This is a genomic window from Stenotrophomonas sp. CC22-02, assembly GCF_004365115.1.
In the GTDB taxonomy this organism is placed as follows: domain Bacteria; phylum Pseudomonadota; class Gammaproteobacteria; order Xanthomonadales; family Xanthomonadaceae; genus Stenotrophomonas; species Stenotrophomonas forensis.
Map to the genome: position 1 here is coordinate 1,120,741 of NZ_SOCO01000001.1, position 17,666 is coordinate 1,138,406.

At 66.0% G+C, this 17,666-nt stretch carries 15 protein-coding genes and 1 tRNA gene; 14 read left to right on the forward strand and 2 right to left on the reverse strand.

Going from position 1 to position 17,666, the window contains the following annotated elements:
• Positions 1-8: 8 nt before the first annotated feature.
• The 14 genes from ftsH (at position 9) to N440_RS05460 (ending at position 14,657) form a co-directional block, all read left to right on the forward strand.
• Positions 9-1,943 carry an ATP-dependent zinc metalloprotease FtsH gene (ftsH, locus tag N440_RS05395; protein ID WP_014036751.1) on the forward strand — a complete coding sequence of 645 codons (1,935 nt, stop codon included), beginning with the start codon at positions 9-11 and terminating at the stop codon, positions 1,941-1,943.
• A gap of 102 nt (positions 1,944-2,045) precedes the next feature.
• Positions 2,046-2,231: a hypothetical protein gene (locus tag N440_RS05400; protein ID WP_008265807.1), complete on the forward strand. Its 186-nt coding sequence runs from the start codon at positions 2,046-2,048 to the stop codon at positions 2,229-2,231.
• Positions 2,232-2,807: 576 nt separating this feature from the next.
• On the forward strand, positions 2,808-3,704 hold the full coding sequence (gene folP, locus N440_RS05405) for a dihydropteroate synthase (protein ID WP_133934339.1): 897 nt from the start codon (positions 2,808-2,810) through the stop codon (positions 3,702-3,704).
• The gene (gene miaA, locus N440_RS05410) at positions 3,704-4,657 is read left to right on the forward strand and encodes a tRNA (adenosine(37)-N6)-dimethylallyltransferase MiaA (RefSeq protein WP_133934340.1); all 954 of its coding nucleotides are present in this window, start codon (positions 3,704-3,706) and stop codon (positions 4,655-4,657) included. The genes folP and miaA overlap by 1 nt, the downstream gene beginning before the upstream one ends.
• A gap of 96 nt (positions 4,658-4,753) precedes the next feature.
• Positions 4,754-5,029 (forward strand): RNA chaperone Hfq, encoded by a 276-nt coding sequence (gene hfq / locus N440_RS05415; RefSeq protein WP_004152891.1) that lies wholly within the window; start codon positions 4,754-4,756, stop codon positions 5,027-5,029.
• 14 nt (positions 5,030-5,043) lie between these two features.
• Complete coding sequence (gene hflX, locus N440_RS05420; protein WP_049457707.1) at positions 5,044-6,354, forward strand: ribosome rescue GTPase HflX; 1,311 nt, start codon at positions 5,044-5,046, stop codon at positions 6,352-6,354.
• Positions 6,355-6,476: 122 nt separating this feature from the next.
• Entirely contained in the window at positions 6,477-6,971 is a 495-nt protein-coding gene (locus N440_RS05425; protein WP_133934341.1) for a nicotinamide-nucleotide amidohydrolase family protein, read from the forward strand.
• A gap of 34 nt (positions 6,972-7,005) precedes the next feature.
• Positions 7,006-8,688, forward strand: coding sequence for a 2-polyprenylphenol 6-hydroxylase (gene ubiB / locus N440_RS05430; protein ID WP_133935978.1), 1,683 nt, complete (start codon positions 7,006-7,008; stop codon positions 8,686-8,688).
• Positions 8,689-8,896: 208 nt separating this feature from the next.
• Complete coding sequence (gene lexA, locus N440_RS05435; protein ID WP_005412936.1) at positions 8,897-9,532, forward strand: transcriptional repressor LexA; 636 nt, start codon at positions 8,897-8,899, stop codon at positions 9,530-9,532.
• A gap of 204 nt (positions 9,533-9,736) precedes the next feature.
• Positions 9,737-10,774: a recombinase RecA gene (gene recA / locus N440_RS05440; protein ID WP_053449352.1), complete on the forward strand. Its 1,038-nt coding sequence runs from the start codon at positions 9,737-9,739 to the stop codon at positions 10,772-10,774.
• 110 nt (positions 10,775-10,884) lie between these two features.
• Positions 10,885-11,376, forward strand: a complete 492-nt coding sequence (gene recX, locus N440_RS05445; protein ID WP_133934342.1) for a recombination regulator RecX — start codon at positions 10,885-10,887, stop codon at positions 11,374-11,376.
• 109 nt (positions 11,377-11,485) lie between these two features.
• Positions 11,486-14,134, forward strand: coding sequence for an alanine--tRNA ligase (gene alaS / locus N440_RS05450; protein ID WP_133934343.1), 2,649 nt, complete (start codon positions 11,486-11,488; stop codon positions 14,132-14,134).
• Between the two features lie 148 nt (positions 14,135-14,282).
• The gene (gene csrA / locus N440_RS05455) at positions 14,283-14,486 is read left to right on the forward strand and encodes a carbon storage regulator CsrA (RefSeq protein WP_004152909.1); all 204 of its coding nucleotides are present in this window, start codon (positions 14,283-14,285) and stop codon (positions 14,484-14,486) included.
• A gap of 78 nt (positions 14,487-14,564) precedes the next feature.
• Positions 14,565-14,657, forward strand: a tRNA-Ser gene (locus N440_RS05460).
• A 90-nt stretch (positions 14,658-14,747) separates the two neighbouring features.
• Here the strand turns inward: N440_RS05460 and N440_RS05465 are convergent.
• Both N440_RS05465 and N440_RS05470 read right to left on the reverse strand, forming a co-directional pair.
• On the reverse strand, positions 14,748-15,305 hold the full coding sequence (locus N440_RS05465) for a DUF4189 domain-containing protein (protein WP_243831289.1): 558 nt from the start codon (positions 15,303-15,305) through the stop codon (positions 14,748-14,750).
• An 11-nt stretch (positions 15,306-15,316) separates the two neighbouring features.
• Positions 15,317-17,647, reverse strand: a complete 2,331-nt coding sequence (locus N440_RS05470; RefSeq protein WP_133934344.1) for a TonB-dependent receptor — start codon at positions 17,645-17,647, stop codon at positions 15,317-15,319.
• Positions 17,648-17,666: the final 19 nt, after the last annotated feature.

The following is a 17,666-nucleotide window of genomic DNA, read 5'->3' on the forward strand; positions in this document are numbered from 1 at the left end:
CAATGAGGATGAACGACTTGACCAAGAACCTCCTGCTATGGGTGGTCGTCGCCGTCGTGCTGATGGTGGTCTTCCAGAGCTTCTCGCCCAAGACCTCCGGGGCCGGGGCGCAGGGTGCGTCGTACTCGCAGTTCCTGGACCAGGTGGACAGCGGCAACGTGCAGAAGGTCGCCTTCGGCGGCGACATGCGCGGCGGCACCAGCCAGCTGACCTACACCACCCGCGGTGGGCAGTCGTCCACCATCACCGCACCGTTTGATCGTGACCTGATCAACGTGCTGCGTACCAAGAACGTGGAGATCGTGCAGGAAGAGCCGTCCAGCGGCATCTCCCTGGGCGCGATCCTGATGAATTTCCTGCCGGTCATCCTGATCATCGGCTTCTGGTTGTTCATCATGCGCCAGATGCAGGGCGGTGGCGGCGGGGCCAAGGGCGCGATGTCCTTCGGCAAGTCGCGCGCCAAGCTGCAGGGCGAAGACCAGATCAAGGTCACCTTCGCCGACGTCGCCGGCTGCGACGAGGCCAAGGAAGAAGTAGGCGAGCTGGTCGACTTCCTGCGCGACCCGTCCAAGTTCACCAAGCTGGGCGGCAAGATTCCGCGCGGCGTGCTGATGGTGGGCCCGCCGGGTACCGGCAAGACGCTGCTGGCCAAGGCCATCGCCGGCGAAGCCAAGGTGCCGTTCTTCTCGATCTCCGGTTCGGACTTCGTGGAAATGTTCGTCGGCGTCGGCGCCAGCCGCGTGCGCGACATGTTCGAGCAGGCCAAGAAGCATGCCCCGTGCATCATCTTCATCGACGAAATCGACGCCGTCGGTCGCCACCGTGGTGCCGGCCTGGGCGGCGGTCATGACGAGCGCGAGCAGACCCTGAACCAGTTGCTGGTCGAGATGGACGGCTTCGAGGGTGGCGAGGGCGTGATCGTGATCGCCGCGACCAACCGTCCGGACGTGCTGGACCCGGCGCTGCTGCGTCCGGGCCGTTTCGACCGCCAGGTCGTGGTGGGCCTGCCGGACGTGAAGGGCCGCGAGCACATCCTGAAGGTGCACATGCGCAAGCTGCCGCTGGCCGACGACGTCGAGCCGATGGTGATCGCGCGCGGTACCCCGGGCTTCTCCGGTGCCGATCTGGCCAACCTCTGCAACGAGGCGGCGCTGTTCGCCGCGCGTGGCAACGAGAAGGAAGTCCGCATGGACCACTTCGACCGTGCCCGCGACAAGATCCTGATGGGTGCCGAGCGCCGCTCGATGGCCATGAGCGAGGAGGAGAAGACCCTCACCGCCTACCACGAAGCGGGCCACGCCATCGTCGGCCGCCTGGTGCCCGAGCATGACCCGGTCTACAAGGTCACCATCATTCCGCGCGGTCGTGCGCTGGGTGTGACCATGTACCTGCCGGAAGGCGACAAGTACTCGATGAACCGCGTCGCGATCAAGTCGCAGCTGTGCTCGCTGTACGGTGGCCGCGTTGCCGAGGAATTGATCTTCGGTGCCGACAAGGTCACCACGGGCGCCTCCAACGATATCGAGCGCGCCACCAAGATGGCCCGCAACATGGTCACCAAGTGGGGCCTGTCCGACCAGCTCGGTCCGATCGCCTATGGCGAAGAGGACGACGAGGTGTTCCTGGGCCGCTCGGTCACCCAGCACAAGAGCGTGTCCAACGACACCGCGCGCCGCATCGACGAGGAAGTGCGCAACATCCTCGACGAGGCCTACGCACGCACCACCGAGCTGATGACGGCCAACCTGGACAAGCTGCACGCCATGTCGCAGCTGCTGCTGCAGTACGAGACCATCGACGCGCCGCAGATCGACGCCATCATGGAAGGTCGCGATCCGCCGCCGCCGGCCGGCTGGAACAAGTCGAACAAGGATGGTGGCAACGACAAGGGTGGCGACGCCCGTCCGCTGCCGCCGATCGCAGGTCCGGCCGAATCGCACTGACGGTCCGCTGCACGTGACACCAGACGAGGCCGGGGCAACCCGGCTTCGTCGTTTCCGGGCCATCGGCCCCTTCCGAAGCACCGAACTGACGCTGGAGCCCGCATGTCCGCCCCGAAGCCCGAACCGATTTCCCACACCGTCGAGATGGTCATCGCCACCGTGGTGGGCGTGGGGGTAGGCCTGGGTGCCGACAACCTGCTGCTGGGCTGCGTGGTGGGTATCGCGGTCGGCATCGTGCTGAGCATCGCCAAGACCCTGTACGTGGACCGCAAGCGCCGCCGCCGTTGAGGGTGGCGGCAGGGCTGCGCCCTGCACCCGCTTCGAGCCGGAGCAACAGCACAGCAACAGCAACAGCGACAGCGGCATTCCGTGGGATGGCGGGGCGGTGTCGGAGTGCGGGGACGCCGTGAACCCGTCCATGGGGGCTTGGCAGCCGCATCCATGCGGCTGACACCCCGCACTCCGACACCGCCCCACCTCTGACAGATCCTGGTCGCTGTTGGTAGGTGTCGACCTTGGTCGACACGTAGATCCACGCGATGCGTGGATGACTTTCCATCTAAATCGAATATCTCGATATCTGTGAGATTTGAGCCGAGCATGGCTCGGCTCTACAGAAGTGCGGGCAGATTGCGGAAATCTGTCGAAGGCGGGGTGGGTCCGGTTGCGGGGGCGTGAGCCGCATGGATGCGGCGACCGAGCTTACATGGACGTACTTGCAGCGCCCCCCGCAACCGGACCCACCCCGCCATTCCCCAGCAGACCCGCTGTTGCTCTGGCTGTTGCTGTCGCTCTGGCCTCTGCGGGTGCAGGGCGCCGCCCTGCCGAACTAAACTACCCGCCGTTGTCCCTGCAGGATTGCCCATGTTCGATACCTCGCCCCAGCTCGATTGCGCCGGCAGCATCCTGCGCCTGGACCGTGCCCGGGTCATGGGCATCGTCAACGTCACTCCGGACTCGTTCTCCGACGGCGGCGCGCACGACACCACCGAGGCCGCGGTTGCACATGGCCTGAAGCTGGTCGAGGAAGGCGCCGACCTGCTCGATATCGGCGGCGAATCCACCCGTCCGGGCGCTGCATCGGTGTCGGTCGAGGAGGAGCTGCGGCGCGTGATTCCGGTAGTCGAGCAGTTGGCCGCCCGCACCGCGGTGCCGATCAGCATCGACACCTTCAAGCCGGAGGTGATGCGTGCGGCCGTGGCCGCCGGCGCGGGCATGATCAATGACATCTATGGCCTGCGCCAGGAGGGTGCGCTGGACGCCGCCGCTGAAGCCGGCGTGCCGGTGGTGTTGATGCACATGCAGGGCGAGCCCGGCCACATGCAGGCTGATCCGCACTACGACGACGTCGTTGCCGAGGTGCACGGGTTCCTCGTGCAGCGCCTGTTCGCTGCGGAAATGGCCGGCATCGCCAAGAAAAACCTGCTGGTCGATCTCGGCTTTGGTTTCGGCAAGACCACCGCCCACAACATGACCCTGCTGGCGCGCTCGGAGCGCTTTCTGGAACTGGGGGTGCCGATGCTGGCGGGGCTGTCGCGCAAGCGCAGTCTCGGTGAACTGACTGGCCGCGACACGCCGTCCGAACGGGTGGCCGCTTCGGTGGCTGCGCACCTGATCGCGGTCCAGCGCGGCGCGCGCATCGTGCGCGTGCACGACGTGGCGGCCACCGTCGATGCGCTGAAGATCTGGCAGGCAGTGGAAGCCGTGCCGACGCCGCGTACCGACGCCGCGCCGTCGATCCGCTGGCCGGACGAAGACTGATGGGCATCGACCGGCGGCCATTGGCGATCGCCGTGATGGGGCCGACGGCCAGTGGCAAGACCGCCACGGCCATTGCCCTGGCACAGCAGCTGGATGGCGAGATCGTCAGTGTCGATTCGGCGCTGGTCTACCGCCATCTGGACATCGGTTCGGCCAAGCCCGATGCCACCGAACGTGCGCAGGCCCCGCATCACCTGCTGGATCTGCGCGAACCCTGGCAGACCTATTCGGCGGCCGAGTTTGCCGCCGATGCCGGCCGCGTCGTGGCCGACATCGTGGGGCGCGGCAAAACGCCGATCCTGGCTGGTGGCACCGGCCTGTACTTCCGCGCCCTGCTGCAGGGCCTGTCGCCGATGCCGGAGGCCGCCCCGGCGCTGCGTGCTGCATTGGCCGCCGAAGCCGCCGAACGTGGCTGGGCGGCATTGCACGCGGAACTGGCGGAGGTCGATCCGTCCGCCGCTGCGCGCATCCATGCCACCGACCCGCAGCGCATCCAGCGGGCGCTGGAGGTCTACCGCCTCACCGGCACCCCGATCAGTGAATGGCAGCGCCGACCGGGCGTGGCGCCATTGCCGGTGCGTACTCTCAAGCTGATCCTGGCCCCGCGTGACCGCGCCGTCCTGCACCGGCGCATCGAGGCCCGCTTCGATCTCATGCTGGCGCAGGGCTTCCTCGACGAGGTGCGGGCGTTGCGTGCGATGCCGGAAATGGCCGCGGTGGAGGCGCCACTGGACCTGCCCGCGGTGCGTGCGGTCGGCTACCGCCAGGCCTGGGAATACCTGGACGGGGAGGGGGATGCCGCTCGATTCCGTGACAAGGCGATCTTCGCCACCCGCCAGCTGGCCAAGCGCCAGCTGACCTGGTTGCGCGGCGAGCTTGATGCGCGCTGGTTCGACCCCCATATCGACCACGAGCGCCTGGCCGGCGCGGTGTCGACCTTCGTCGCACGCTGAACCCCCGCCAGCCGTGTAACATCATTGGACGGCGGGCGGCTCGGGGGCCGTGGCAACCGTCGGCAACCCAATAAGAACAATAATCAGGAGTGTGCAATGTCCAAGGGGCAATCGCTGCAGGATCCTTTCTTGAACGCACTGCGGCGCGAACGCGTGCCGGTTTCGGTGTACCTGGTGAACGGCATCAAGCTGCAGGGCACGATCGAGTCGTTTGACCAGTTCGTGGTCCTGCTACGCAACACGGTCAGCCAGATGGTCTACAAGCACGCCATTTCCACGGTCGTCCCGGCACGCAACGTGAAGGTCGGTCCGGGCGGTGGTTACGTGCAATCGGGTGAAGGTGGTCAGGCAGGTGATGAAGCAGACGAGTAATACCGGAGCGGTGAATGTTTGACCGCTCGAAAAAGGGCGAACACGCCCTGTTGATCCAGCCGCATTTCGGCAAGCTGGAAGACGATGTGCTGGAAGAGTTCGGTGATCTGGCCCGCTCGGCTGGGGCCAGCATCGCCGCGACGATCACCGCGCGCCTTGACCGTCCCAACCCGTCGACCCTGATCGGCAGCGGCAAGCTGGACGAGATCAAGGCGGCGGCCGATGCCAGCGGCGCAGACCTGATCCTGGTCAACCATGCGTTGAGCCCCGGTCAGGAGCGCAACCTGGAACGCTTCCTGGAGCGCCGGGTGATCGACCGTACCGGCCTGATCCTGGACATCTTTGCCCAGCGTGCGCACAGCCACGAAGGCAAGCTGCAGGTCGAGCTGGCGCAGCTGCGTCACCTGGCGACGCGGCTGGTGCGCGGCTGGACCCACCTTGAGCGCCAGCGCGGCGGCTCGATCGGCCTGCGTGGCCCGGGTGAAACCCAGCTGGAAACCGACCGACGCCTGTTGCAGAAGCGGGTCGAGCAGCTGCAGAAGCGGCTGGAAAAAGTTGAAGTGCAGCGTACCCAGATGCGCCGTGCGCGCGTGCGCAGCGAACTGCCGCGCGTGGCCCTGGTGGGCTACACCAACGCCGGCAAGTCGACCCTGTTCAATGCCATGACCGGTGCCGAGGCCTACGCCGCCGACCAGCTGTTTGCCACGCTGGACCCGACCGTGCGCCGCATTGCGGTCCCTGGCGGCAACGTGGTGCTGGCCGATACCGTCGGCTTTGTCCGTGATCTGCCGCATGACCTGGTTGCCGCGTTCCGTTCGACCCTGTCAGAGGCGCGCGAAGCGGACTTCCTGCTGCACGTGGTCGACGCTGCCGATCCGCATCGCGAGGAGCGCATCGCCCAGGTCGACGAGGTGCTGACCGCGGTCGGCGCTGGCGATCTGCCGCAGCTGCTGGTGTTCAACAAGATCGACCGCATCGACGGTGCCGACGTCCGCCACGATGGCCAGGACGGCATTCCTGATGAATCGCGACGCGAGCGGGTATGGATTTCCGCGCGTGACGGGCGGGGCCTGGACCTGCTGCAGGCGGTGCTGGGCAAGCGCCTGGGCCTGCAGCACGTGACCGGTGAACTGCGCCTGCCGCCCGATGCCGGCCGCCTGCGCGCGCGCCTGCACCAGCTGGAAGTGATCCGCAGCGAACAGGCCGATGAAGAGGGCTGGCTGCTGCAGGTTGACCTGCCGATCGCCGAAGCCGAGAAGCTGGCTGCCAGTGCCGACGGCGCGCCGATCCGCGCCCTGTTGCCGGAAAAGCTGCCCGAGTGGTGAGGTAGCGACCAAGGCCCGGTAGTGCCGGCCGTGGGCCGGCAGCGCAACCGTGCCGCCGGCCCGCGACATCAACCTGTCATCTGCGGTACAACGTGCAGGTTCTTCACCCCACCGTCATGCCGATGTCCATCCCCACCGACGCCGATCTCAACGCCCAGTCCGCCGCGCTCGGGCAGCGCCTGCAGCAGGCCTCGCTGCAGCTGGTGACCGCTGAAAGCTGCAGCGGTGGCTGGATCGCCAAATGCATGACCGACATCGCCGGGTCCTCGGCGTTCTTCGACTGCGGCATGGTGGTCTACAGCTACGAAGCCAAGCAGCGCCTGCTGGGCGTGCGCGCGCAGACCCTGGAGCAGTTCGGCGCGGTCAGCCGCGAAACCGTGCTGGAAATGGTCTCCGGTGCACTGGTCAATTCCGGTGCCGGCATTGCGGTGGCGGTGACCGGGATCGCCGGCCCCGGCGGCGGCAGCCCGGACAAGCCGGTCGGCTGTGTCTGGATCGGCTGGAAGCGCCGTGGCGGCTACGCCCGCGCCGAGCTGTTCCAGTTCGACGGCGACCGCGAAGCCATCCGTCGGCAAACCGTGGCGGCGGCATTGCGCGGCATCGACGCCCAGCTGTGACATGCTGCTCCGGTAATCGTCCGGAGCACGCATGATGTGGGAAACGCTGGGCACAGTCCGTGACCTGGGCCGACTGCAGGAAATTGCCGTTGTCCTGATCCGTTATGGCTTCGGCGACGTGGTGCGGCGCATCGGCCTGGCCACGACGCTTGAACGGGCAGGGCGCCTGCTGCACTGGAACGAGGAGCGGCAGGAACTGCTGCGGATGACCGCGCCGGTGCGCGTGCGCAGCGCGATGCAGGATCTCGGCCCGACCTTCGTCAAGCTCGGCCAGGTGCTGGCGACCCGTGTCGACCTGCTGCCTCCGGAATGGATTGCCGAGCTCTCCGAGCTGCAGAACGCAGTGCCGGCGTTGCCGTACGCGGACATCCGCGAGCAGCTCGAGGCCGACCTTGGCGCGTCGCCCACGGAGGTATTCGCTTTCCTTGATGAAACCCCGATGGCCGCCGCCTCGCTGGCGCAGGCCCATCGTGCGCGCCTGCATGACGGTCGCGAGGTGGTGTTGAAGGTGCGTCGCCCCGGCATCCGCGATGTGGTCGAGGCCGACCTGCGGCTGCTGGCACGCCTGGCCGAGATCGTCGAAGCCCGCCTGCCGGACCTGCGCCGCTATCGTCCGGCCGAGGTGGTGCAGCAGTTCACCGTGTCACTGCGCCGCGAGCTCGATTTCGCCGCCGAATGCCGCAGCGCCGAGCGCATCGCGCGCAACTTCAAGGGCCGCGGCGACATCCTGATTCCCAGCGTGCACTGGCAGTGGACCTGCGAGAGCCTGAACGTGCAGGACTTCGTTGACGGCATCCCCGGCCGCGACCTCGCCGGCGTCGATGCAGCGGGGCTCGACCGCCGCGAACTCGCACGGCGCGGCGCCGACATTGTGTTGAAGATGGTGCTGGAGGACGGAAGCTTCCACGCCGACCCGCACCCCGGCAACATCATCTACCTGCGCGACGGGCGCATCGGCGTGATCGATTTCGGCATGGTCGGCGCGCTGTCGGAAGTGCGTCGCTTCCAGGTCGCACAGTTGCTGCACGGGCTGGTCGAGCAGGACCCGCAGAGCGTGGCCGACGTGCTGCTGGACTGGGCTGGTGGGGTGGAGGTGGATGAGAACCGGCTGCAGCATGACATCAGCCAGTTCGTCGACCAGTACCGCGGTGTGCCGTTGAAGGACCTGCGCATCGGGCTGATGCTGGGCGACATCACCCAGTTGCTGCGCAGCTACAGCCTGACCCTGCCGGCCGACCTGGCGCTGATGATCAAGGCGTTCCTGACCCTGGAAGGCATGGGTCGCCAGTTGGACCCGGATTTCGACATGGCCAGCGCCGCGCGCCCGTTCCTGGAGCGGGTGGTACTGCAACGCTATGCGCCGAAGGCGCTGCTCAAGCGCGGCCGGCGCAGCCTGCTGGGCCTGGTCGATTTCGCCGGTGAGCTGCCGCGCGACCTGCGCAAGCTGGTGCAGGCCGCGCGCCGTGGTCGCCTCCAGCTGAAGGTGGAAACCACGGCGCTGCAGGGTTTCGGCGAACAGGTGAACCGCGCGGCAAACCGGCTGGTGATGGGCATCGTTACCGCCGCCCTGATCATCGGCTCGTCGATCGTGATGCACAGCGTCGGCGGCGTTTCCAGCCGCTGGCTGCTGGCGCTGGGCGTATGCGGCTTCATCGGCGCCGGCTTCTGTGGCGTCTGGATCCTGTTTTCGATATGGAGAAGCGGTAAACACACGTGAGTGTGTTTACCGCAGCGGTTCCCGCCGGGAACCGCGGAATCGCGCAGCGATTCCTGTAGAGCCGACCGCTGGTCGGTTGCTTTTGCCTTTACCAGCCGGGCCATGCACGGCGACGGTTGCCGACCATGCCTCGGCCCCATAGGTAGGTGTCACCCCCTGTCGCACCAGGCACTTGCAGATCCGGATGTTAGTAGTAATACTACTAACCATGGACCTGACCGACACCCAGCAGGCGATCCTGCAGTTGATCGCCGAGCGTATCGAGAGCGAAGGCGCACCGCCGTCGCAGACTGAAATCGCACGTGCGTTCGGCTTCAAGGGCGTGCGCGCGGCCCAGTACCACCTGGAAGCCCTGGAGCAGGCCGGTGCGATCCGTCGCATCCCTGGCCAGGCTCGCGGCATCCGCCTGGTGCAGGCCCCGCCGGTCGAGAAGCTGGCCGAGCCGGGCCTGCCCGACAGCGTGCTGCGTCTGCCGGTGCTGGGCCGGGTGGCGGCCGGCCTGCCGATCGGTGCCGATATCGGCTCGGACGATTTCGTGGTGCTGGACCGGGTGTTCTTCTCGCCGGCGCCGGACTACCTGCTGAAGGTGCAGGGCGATTCGATGATCGACGAGGGCATCTTCGACGGTGACCTGATCGGCGTGCACCGTACCCGTGATGCCCATTCCGGGCAGATCGTGGTGGCCCGCATCGATGACGAGATCACCGTCAAGCTGCTGAAGATCGCCAAGGACCGCATCCGCCTGCTGCCGCGCAACCCCGATTACAAGCCGATCGAGGTGCTGCCGGATCAGGACTTCGCGATCGAAGGGCTCTATTGCGGTCTGCTGCGACCCAACCGTTGACCTGCTCCACAGTGCATTTTTCCGCGGTCTTTTGTGGCGATTCTCTGGTTCCACTGAGGTTGGTACGGATGTCCGATAATTCTTTTCAGAGCGCCGGGCAGAATCTCAGCCTGTGCGATACGTCCGACTTAAAGTGAGCCCATGGCAAAGAAGACCCCCAAAGACAGCACCTCCAACGACATCACCTCTGCAAGGACCCAACCGATGGACGAGAACAAGAAGCGCGCCCTCGCTGCAGCTCTGGGCCAGATCGAGAAGCAGTTCGGCAAGGGCTCGGTGATGCGCATGGGCGACCGCGTGGTCGAGCCCGTTGAAGCCATCCCGACCGGTTCGCTGATGCTCGACATCGCACTGGGCATTGGCGGCCTGCCGAAGGGCCGTGTCGTTGAGATCTACGGGCCGGAATCCTCGGGCAAGACCACCCTGACCCTGCAGGCCATCGCCGAATGCCAGAAGCTGGGCGGCACTGCGGCCTTCATCGACGCCGAGCATGCACTGGACCCGATCTACGCCGGCAAGCTGGGCGTGAACGTGGATGACCTGCTGCTGTCGCAGCCGGATACCGGTGAGCAGGCGCTGGAAATCGCCGACATGCTGGTCCGTTCGGGCTCGGTGGACATCCTGGTGATCGACTCGGTCGCCGCGCTGACCCCGAAGGCCGAAATCGAAGGCGAGATGGGCGACCAGCTGCCGGGCCTGCAGGCCCGACTGATGAGCCAGGCGCTGCGCAAGCTGACCGGCAACATCAAGCGCTCCAACACGCTGGTGATCTTCATCAACCAGCTGCGCATGAAGATCGGCGTGATGATGCCGGGCCAGAGCCCGGAAACCACCACCGGTGGTAACGCGCTGAAGTTCTATGCCTCGGTCCGCCTGGACATCCGCCGCATCGGCGCGATCAAGAAGGGCGACGAGATCATCGGCAACCAGACCAAGATCAAGGTCGTCAAGAACAAGCTGGCGCCGCCGTTCAAGCAGGTCATCACCGAGATCCTGTACGGCGAGGGCATCAGCCGTGAAGGCGAACTGATCGACATGGGCGTGGAGGCCAAGCTGGTCGAGAAGGCAGGCGCCTGGTACAGCTACGGTGAGGAACGCATCGGCCAGGGCAAGGACAACGCCCGCGGTTACCTGCGTGACAACCCGACCGTCGCCGCCAAGCTCGAAGCCGAGCTGCGCGAGAAGTTCCAGCCGACTGAAGCCGCCCGCGAGGAAGGCGACGACGACGGCGACGACGAGTAAGGCTTGCTGTGGGGCAGGGCGGCGCCGTCAGTGACGTCGCCCTGCCTCGCAGGTTCGAATCGCCCAGGGATGGGCAGGGCGCCACGGACGGCGCCACCCTTGGAGCACCGATGTCCGACTCCGACGATATTCCCACCGGCCGCAAGCGCCGGCCACGTGAGCAGACGCCCGTGCAACGCGCGCTGGGCCTGCTGGTCCGCCGTGAGCATTCGCGGAGGGAGCTGACCCGCAAGCTGACCGCCCGTGGCATCGAAGACGAAGCCGCGCAGGCGGCCGTGGCCAAGCTGACCGAGGCGGGCTGGCAGGACGACACCCGTTTTGCCGAGAACCTGGTGCGGATGCGCGCCAACACCGGCTACGGGCCGATCCATGTCCGCGCCGAGCTGGGCACCCATGGACTGGACAGTGCTGCGATTGCGGCGGCGATGGACAGCTACGAGGGCGATTGGCAGGAAAACGCCCGTGACCTGGTCTGCCGCCGCTTCGGCGAGGCCGGCCCGCAGGACCTGACGCAGCGGCGCAAGGCCGCCGATCTGCTGGCTAGACGTGGCTTTGACGGCGATAGCATTCGGCGCGCGACCCGCTACGACCCGGATGACTGAGACTGGCGGCGCCGGGCCTGATACCCTTTAGGTTTTCGGCGGTCCCTTGCGACCCTGGCCAATGTGGCCGGTGGTCCGGGTCCGCCGGCCCGCAGACTGCCAGCCCTCAATGAACGCATCCGCCAAATTCACGACTTCCCAGATCCGCAGCGATTTCCTTGAATTCTTCAAGGGCAAAGGCCACACCATCGTGCCGTCGGCGCCGCTGGTGCCGGGCAACGATCCGACCCTGCTGTTCACCAACTCCGGCATGGTGCAGTTCAAGGACGTGTTCCTTGGCGCGGAGAAGCGCAGCTACGTGCGCGCGGCCGACGTCCAGCGCTGCCTGCGGGCGGGCGGCAAGCACAACGACCTCGACCAGGTGGGTTACACCGCACGCCACCACACCTTCTTCGAGATGCTGGGCAACTGGTCGTTCGGCGACTATTTCAAGAAGGACGCGATCGCCTGGGCCTGGGAACTGCTGACCCAGGTCTGGAAGCTGCCGGCCGAGCGCCTGCTGGTCACCGTCTACCAGACCGACGACGAAGCCTACGCGCTGTGGCGCGACATGGTCGGTGTGCCGGAAGAGCGCATCGTGCGCATTGGTGACAACAAGGGCGCGCCGTTCGCGTCGGACAACTTCTGGCAGATGGCCGACACGGGTCCGTGCGGCCCGTGCACCGAGATCTTCTACGACCACGGTGACCATATCGCCGGCGGCCCCCCGGGCTCCCCGGATGAGGACGGCGACCGCTTCATCGAAATCTGGAACCTGGTGTTCATGCAGTTCGACCGCCAGCCCGACGGCACCCTGGTGCCGCTGCCGGCGCCGTGCGTGGATACCGGCATGGGCCTGGAGCGCCTGGCGGCGATCCTGCAGCACGTGCATACCAACTATGAGATCGACCTGTTCCAGGCGCTGATCCGCAAGGCGTCGGAGCTGACCGGTACGGCCGACCTGGAGAACAAGTCGCTGCGCGTGATCGCCGATCACATCCGCGCCTGTTCGTTCCTGATCGTCGACGGTGTACTGCCGTCCAACGAAGGCCGCGGCTACGTGCTGCGCCGTATCATCCGCCGCGCCCTGCGCCACGGCTGGATGCTGGGCGTGCGCCAGCCGTTCTTCAGCAAGCTGGTGCCGACCCTGGTCGAGCAGATGGGCGAGGCCTATCCGGAACTGCCGGCGGCGGTGGACACCGTTACCCGTGCGCTGCAGGCCGAGGAAGAGCGTTTCGCTGAAACCCTCGACGCCGGCATGAAGATCTTCGAGGACGTCGCCGCCAGGGCCAGCAACGGCGTGATCCCGGGCGTTGACGCTTTCCGCCTGTATGACACCTATGGCTTCCCGCTCGACCTGACCCAGGACATCGCCCGCGAGCGTGACCTGACGGTCGACATCGCCGGCTTCGATGCCGCGATGGAGCAGCAGCGCGAGACCGCACGGGCGGCCGGCAAGTTCGGCGGCGGCGTGACCCTGCCGGCGGAGCTGGTGGCCACGCTCAGCCCGACCCGTTTCCTGGGCTACGACCGCCTGCAGGCCGATGGCCTGACCGTACTGGCCGTACTGAAGGACGGCCGTCCGGTGCAGTCGGCCGATGCGGGTGATGCGGTCATCGTGATTACCGATCAGACCCCGTTCTACGCCGAATCCGGCGGTCAGGTCGGCGACACCGGCGTGCTGACCGGCAACGGTGTGTGCCTGGCGGTGGAAGATACCCAGAAGTTCGCCGGCCAGTTCCATGGCCATGTCGGCACCTTGTCCGAAGGCGGCCTGAAGGTCGGCGACGTGCTGTCCGGCCAGGTTGACGGCGAGCGCCGCGGCGCCACCATCCTCAACCACTCCGCCACCCATCTGCTGCACGCGGCCCTGCGTGAAGTACTGGGCACCCATGTGCAGCAGAAGGGCTCGCTGGTCGCGCCGGACCGCCTGCGTTTCGACTTCTCGCACTTCCAGCCGATCAGCGCGGAAGAGCTGGCGGTGATCGAGCGCAAGGTCAACCAGCAGGTGCGCGCCAACAATGCCGCCGAAGTGCACACCATGGCCATGCAGGAGGCGCTGGACTTCGGCGCAATGGCCCTGTTCGGCGAAAAGTACGGCGAGCATGTGCGCGTGCTGAAGATGGGTGACTATTCCACCGAGCTGTGCGGCGGTACCCACGTCAACCGTACCGGTGATATCGGCCTGTTCAAGATCACCTCCGAGGGCGGTGTTTCCGCCGGCGTGCGCCGCATCGAGGCGGTCACCGGCCAGGGCGCCCTGGACTATGTGGACGCCGAAGAGGCCCGCCTGGCCGAAGCCGCCGAGCTGCTCGGTGGCAGCGCCGGCGACGTGGTCGAGAAGATCCGCGCCCTCGGCCAGCGCCAGAAGCAGCTGGAGCGCGAACTGGAGGCCGTGAAGGCCAAGGTCGCCGCCGGTGCCACGGCCGATCTGTCCGGCCAGGCTGTCGAGGTCGCCGGGGTGAAGGTCCTGGCTGCCCGCCTGGAAGGCTTCGACGCCAAGGCCCTGCGTGACGCCATGGATCGCCTGAAGCAGCAGCTGGGTGACGCGGTGATCGTGCTGGCCGGTGCCCAGGACGGCAAAGCCGCCCTGGTCGCAGGCGTGAACGGCAGCGCAACGGGCAAGGTCAAGGCCGGGGAACTGTTGTCCCATATCGCCGGTCAGATCGGGGGCAAGGGCGGCGGACGCCCGGACCTCGCCCAGGGTGGTGGCGAGGACGGGCCCGCCCTTGCCACTGCGCTGGCTGCAGTTGTCGAATGGGTCAGCCCCCGCCTGTGATGATCCCCGCCGTCCCCCTCCTTGTAGGAGCGGGACGGCTGACGGTACCATTGCGAAATCTTTTCCCTTTGTCGTGGTAGCGCTTCTTGACGGAGCGTCAAGCCGGTGGGGGATACCCTTCCACACGGTTCCATGGAGACTTGCAAAAATGTTGATCCTGACTCGCCGCGTCGGCGAAACCCTGATGATCGGTGACTCGGTGAGCGTCACCGTGCTTGGCGTCAAGGGTAACCAGGTGCGTATCGGCATCACCGCGCCGAAGGACGTCGCTGTGCATCGCGAAGAGATCTATCAGCGCATCCAGCGCGGTGACGAAGCCGGTGGCACCGGTAGCGAAAATTCTGCCGAATAACGCTTTACCTTCGCACTCGATTAACGTTATGATTCACGCCCCGCTGAGGTGCAACGCACCAGACGCGGTGAATACCCCGGAGTGATGCCCGAGTGGCCGAAGGGGCTCCCCTGCTAAGGGAGTATAGGGTCAAAAGCTCTATCGAGGGTTCGAATCCCTCTCACTCCGCCAGATACAAAGAAGCGCCTGCAGATCCTCGATCTGCAGGCGTTTTTCTTTGTGGGGTGTTGGGACGTGCAGCCTGCGCGGGGCTGTACGTCCTTAGTGATCGGTACCGGTGGCAGGTACTGCAGCAGGCGTCGTTGCAGGTGCCGGAGCGCCGGCAGCAGGAAGCTGTGGCGGCTCGAGATCACGCGGTGGGGTTTCGCGCCACAGCAAGGCAAGCGTGCAGTCGTTGGCACGTTCCCTGCACATCCTTTCGGCCTTGCGCTGCGCGGCGTCCGCCGTCTTCTCACCCAGTGCAAAGCCCAACGCCACCGTGCCCGTCGCGATGGCCGAATAGCCTTCGCGGGTCGTGCTGGCAGACTGGCCACAATTGCGCGATCGCAACGCGCAGTAGTGCAGCGACTGCTGCATCGCGGTGGTCAGGGAGTGCTGGTTCATCGAGTAGCCGTAGCGGCCATCCCTGTCGTAGGTGATCGCAGATGCGGCACCTGCCCCCGAGGTGATGGTCAACAACATCCCAAGGGAAATCGCTTGCTTCCAGTTCATGGCCATCTCCTTTTCGACGGATGGTGGATCAACCCGGGTCCGCGACGCAACCCGGCACGTCGCCGTGCCGGGTGCCTGCAGGTAATCCGCCTGCAGGCCGGTTCTCATTCCGCCGGGGCTCAGAGCCTGACCGTCACACCCACCTGGAAGCCACGCCCCGGCAGCGGGGCGATGTACTTCAACGGCGAGTTGTGCGGGCGCGCTTCCTCGTTGAGCAGGTTGCTGCCGTTGACGAACACTTCCATGCCGGCGATGTAGCTGTTGCGCACCGGCAGTTCGCGGCTGACCTGCAGATCGACCAGGTTGAACGCGTCCAGTGGAATTTCCTCGCTGACGTTGCGGCCGAGGTACTTCTGCGTGCCGTAGTAGGTACTGGACAGCTGCGCCTTCCAGCCCTGGCGTTGCCATTGCAGGTTGGCGCCGTAGCGGTTGGTCGGCATGTTGGGCAGGTACTCGCCATCATTGTGGGCGCGCAGCGCGTCCGGGTGGTCGGCCTTGTTCTTGACCAGGTCGGCGAAGGCCGAGATGTTCAACGTGCCATAGCGGCCGAGATCCAGCGCCTGTGAAGCGTCGATCTCGAAGCCCTTCACCGTGGTGTCGGTCTGCTTCCAGTACTTCAGCGGCAGGCGGTTGGCGGTCTGCAGGCCCGAGTAGCCAAGGTAGAGGTAGTTCTCGTACTTCATCCGGTACGCGGTGGCCGACAGCTCGAAACCGCCGAGGTGGAACAGGCCGGTCAGCTCTAGGTTCTTCGCACGCTCCGGCTCCAGGTTCTGGTTGCCTTCTTCCTGGGTCATCACCGAATAGTGCGCGTTGCTGGCATACAGCTCGTTGATCTCCGGTGCGCGCTGCGAGGATGAGTAGCGCACCTTGGCGGCAAACATGGGGCCGAGCTCGACGTACGAGCCGAGGCTGTAGCTGTTGAGCCGGTAGTCGCGGTCCTGCAGTTTCGTGTTGGCAGCATTGCGCGCGGTCTTGAAGCGGCTGGGCTGCAGCGTGTGGTCGACACGCTCATGACGGAGGCCGGCATCGAAGGTGGCCCAGCCAAAGTCCAGCGTCTCTTTCAGGAACACCGCATTGCTGCGGGTATCGACATCGGGCAGGTAGCGCAGCGAGCCGCTGCCGGTGACATCACGCGACTGGTGGCTGAGGCCGAGCATGCCGCTGAGCGGGCCGACGCGCTGGTGGCTGAGCAGCAGCTCGGCCTGGGTGCTTTCGAAGTCATAGTCGTTGGCCCGGGTGGCACCGAGTCGTTCGCCCGAGGTGTTGTCCAGCTTGGAGACACGCAGTTCGGCGCGCTCGAAATACGGCAGCGGATCGCGCAGCAGCGCCTCCAGCGCGTAGCGCTGCTGCTTGATCACCACGCCCACCGGAAGGCCATCGGCGTAGTTCGAGCCGAACGACAGGTTCTGCATCGAGAAGCCGGGCACGCCGTATTCGCTGTCCTTGGCATCGATGCTGACACCGACGTAGCCGCGGTCGAAGAACAGGGTCGAGCCGGCGGCCACCTGCGAATTGCGTGAGTAGCTGTTGCCCAGCCGGTGGTGGTAATCGGGGGTTACGTCATTGTTGATCTGCTTCTGCACGTACGACGGGGTGCCGGGCACATAGGCCGGGTTGACCGGATTGATGTAGGTGCGGCGCTGCCAGACCGAGGTCGGGTTGTTGGTGAAGAAGGAGAAATCACCGTCGGCCCAGTCCGGGTTCTCGGTCATGAACTGGTCGATATAGGGCTGCGAGGCCTTGTTGTAGATCTGCTGGACGCGTGCCTCCTTCTGGCAGCTGTCGGCCAGCGCCGAGTTGACGCCGCCGGTGGCGGGGAACAGCGCGGTGTTGCAGACGCTGGCCTTGCTGTTGCCGGGGATGTCGTAGTGGGAGATGCGCTGGCGCGAGACCTGCAGGTTGGTGGAGATGTTGCGCTGGTTGTTGAAGTTCATGCGGAAGCCCTGCGCGTCGGCGGCGTTGAAGCCCTTGCGCAGGACCAGTTCCATCGACTGGTCCTTGTCTTCCATGCTGCGCGAGATCAGGCCCGAGTCGATCTCCACGCTGCCGCCGATCGCGTTGCCGCCATAGCGCACCGTGTCGGAGGACTTGTTGACGGTAACGCTGCGCACGAACAGTGGGTCGAAGGGAATGTTGATGTCACCGCTGATCGCATTCATGCCAAGGATGGACTGGCCATCCTGCAGGATCTGAACCCGGTTGCCGCTGAGACTGCGGATGACCGGGGCGCCCGCGTTCGGTCCGAAAGCACTGTTCTGCACGCCGGAGACATGCTCAAGCAGCCCACCCAGGGTGCGGTTCTGCGCCTGTGGATTGTCCACGGTGACCCGGCTGTCGATTCGCGAGGGCTTCGAGGCCTCGACCTGAAGCGTGGGAAGGGTGGGTTCGTCCGCGGCGTGGGCGGTGTGGACGGCGAACAGAATGGCGGCAGCAAGCAGATGGCGACGCATGACACGCTCCGTGAAAATA

What these genes read in the sequence shown, in the direction of transcription:
- ftsH (WP_014036751.1), top strand. Translation starts at nt 9, where the DNA reads ATGAACGACTTGACCAAGAACCTCCTGCTATGGGTGGTCGTCGCCGTC.
- N440_RS05400 (WP_008265807.1), top strand. Translation starts at nt 2,046, where the DNA reads ATGTCCGCCCCGAAGCCCGAACCGATTTCCCACACCGTCGAGATGGTC.
- folP (WP_133934339.1), top strand. Translation starts at nt 2,808, where the DNA reads ATGTTCGATACCTCGCCCCAGCTCGATTGCGCCGGCAGCATCCTGCGC.
- miaA (WP_133934340.1), top strand. Translation starts at nt 3,704, where the DNA reads ATGGGCATCGACCGGCGGCCATTGGCGATCGCCGTGATGGGGCCGACG.
- hfq (WP_004152891.1), top strand. Translation starts at nt 4,754, where the DNA reads ATGTCCAAGGGGCAATCGCTGCAGGATCCTTTCTTGAACGCACTGCGG.
- hflX (WP_049457707.1), top strand. Translation starts at nt 5,044, where the DNA reads ATGTTTGACCGCTCGAAAAAGGGCGAACACGCCCTGTTGATCCAGCCG.
- N440_RS05425 (WP_133934341.1), top strand. Translation starts at nt 6,477, where the DNA reads ATGTCCATCCCCACCGACGCCGATCTCAACGCCCAGTCCGCCGCGCTC.
- ubiB (WP_133935978.1), top strand. Translation starts at nt 7,006, where the DNA reads ATGTGGGAAACGCTGGGCACAGTCCGTGACCTGGGCCGACTGCAGGAA.
- lexA (WP_005412936.1), top strand. Translation starts at nt 8,897, where the DNA reads ATGGACCTGACCGACACCCAGCAGGCGATCCTGCAGTTGATCGCCGAG.
- recA (WP_053449352.1), top strand. Translation starts at nt 9,737, where the DNA reads ATGGACGAGAACAAGAAGCGCGCCCTCGCTGCAGCTCTGGGCCAGATC.
- recX (WP_133934342.1), top strand. Translation starts at nt 10,885, where the DNA reads ATGTCCGACTCCGACGATATTCCCACCGGCCGCAAGCGCCGGCCACGT.
- alaS (WP_133934343.1), top strand. Translation starts at nt 11,486, where the DNA reads ATGAACGCATCCGCCAAATTCACGACTTCCCAGATCCGCAGCGATTTC.
- csrA (WP_004152909.1), top strand. Translation starts at nt 14,283, where the DNA reads ATGTTGATCCTGACTCGCCGCGTCGGCGAAACCCTGATGATCGGTGAC.
- N440_RS05465 (WP_243831289.1), bottom strand. Translation starts at nt 15,305, where the DNA reads ATGAGAACCGGCCTGCAGGCGGATTACCTGCAGGCACCCGGCACGGCG.
- N440_RS05470 (WP_133934344.1), bottom strand. Translation starts at nt 17,647, where the DNA reads ATGCGTCGCCATCTGCTTGCTGCCGCCATTCTGTTCGCCGTCCACACC.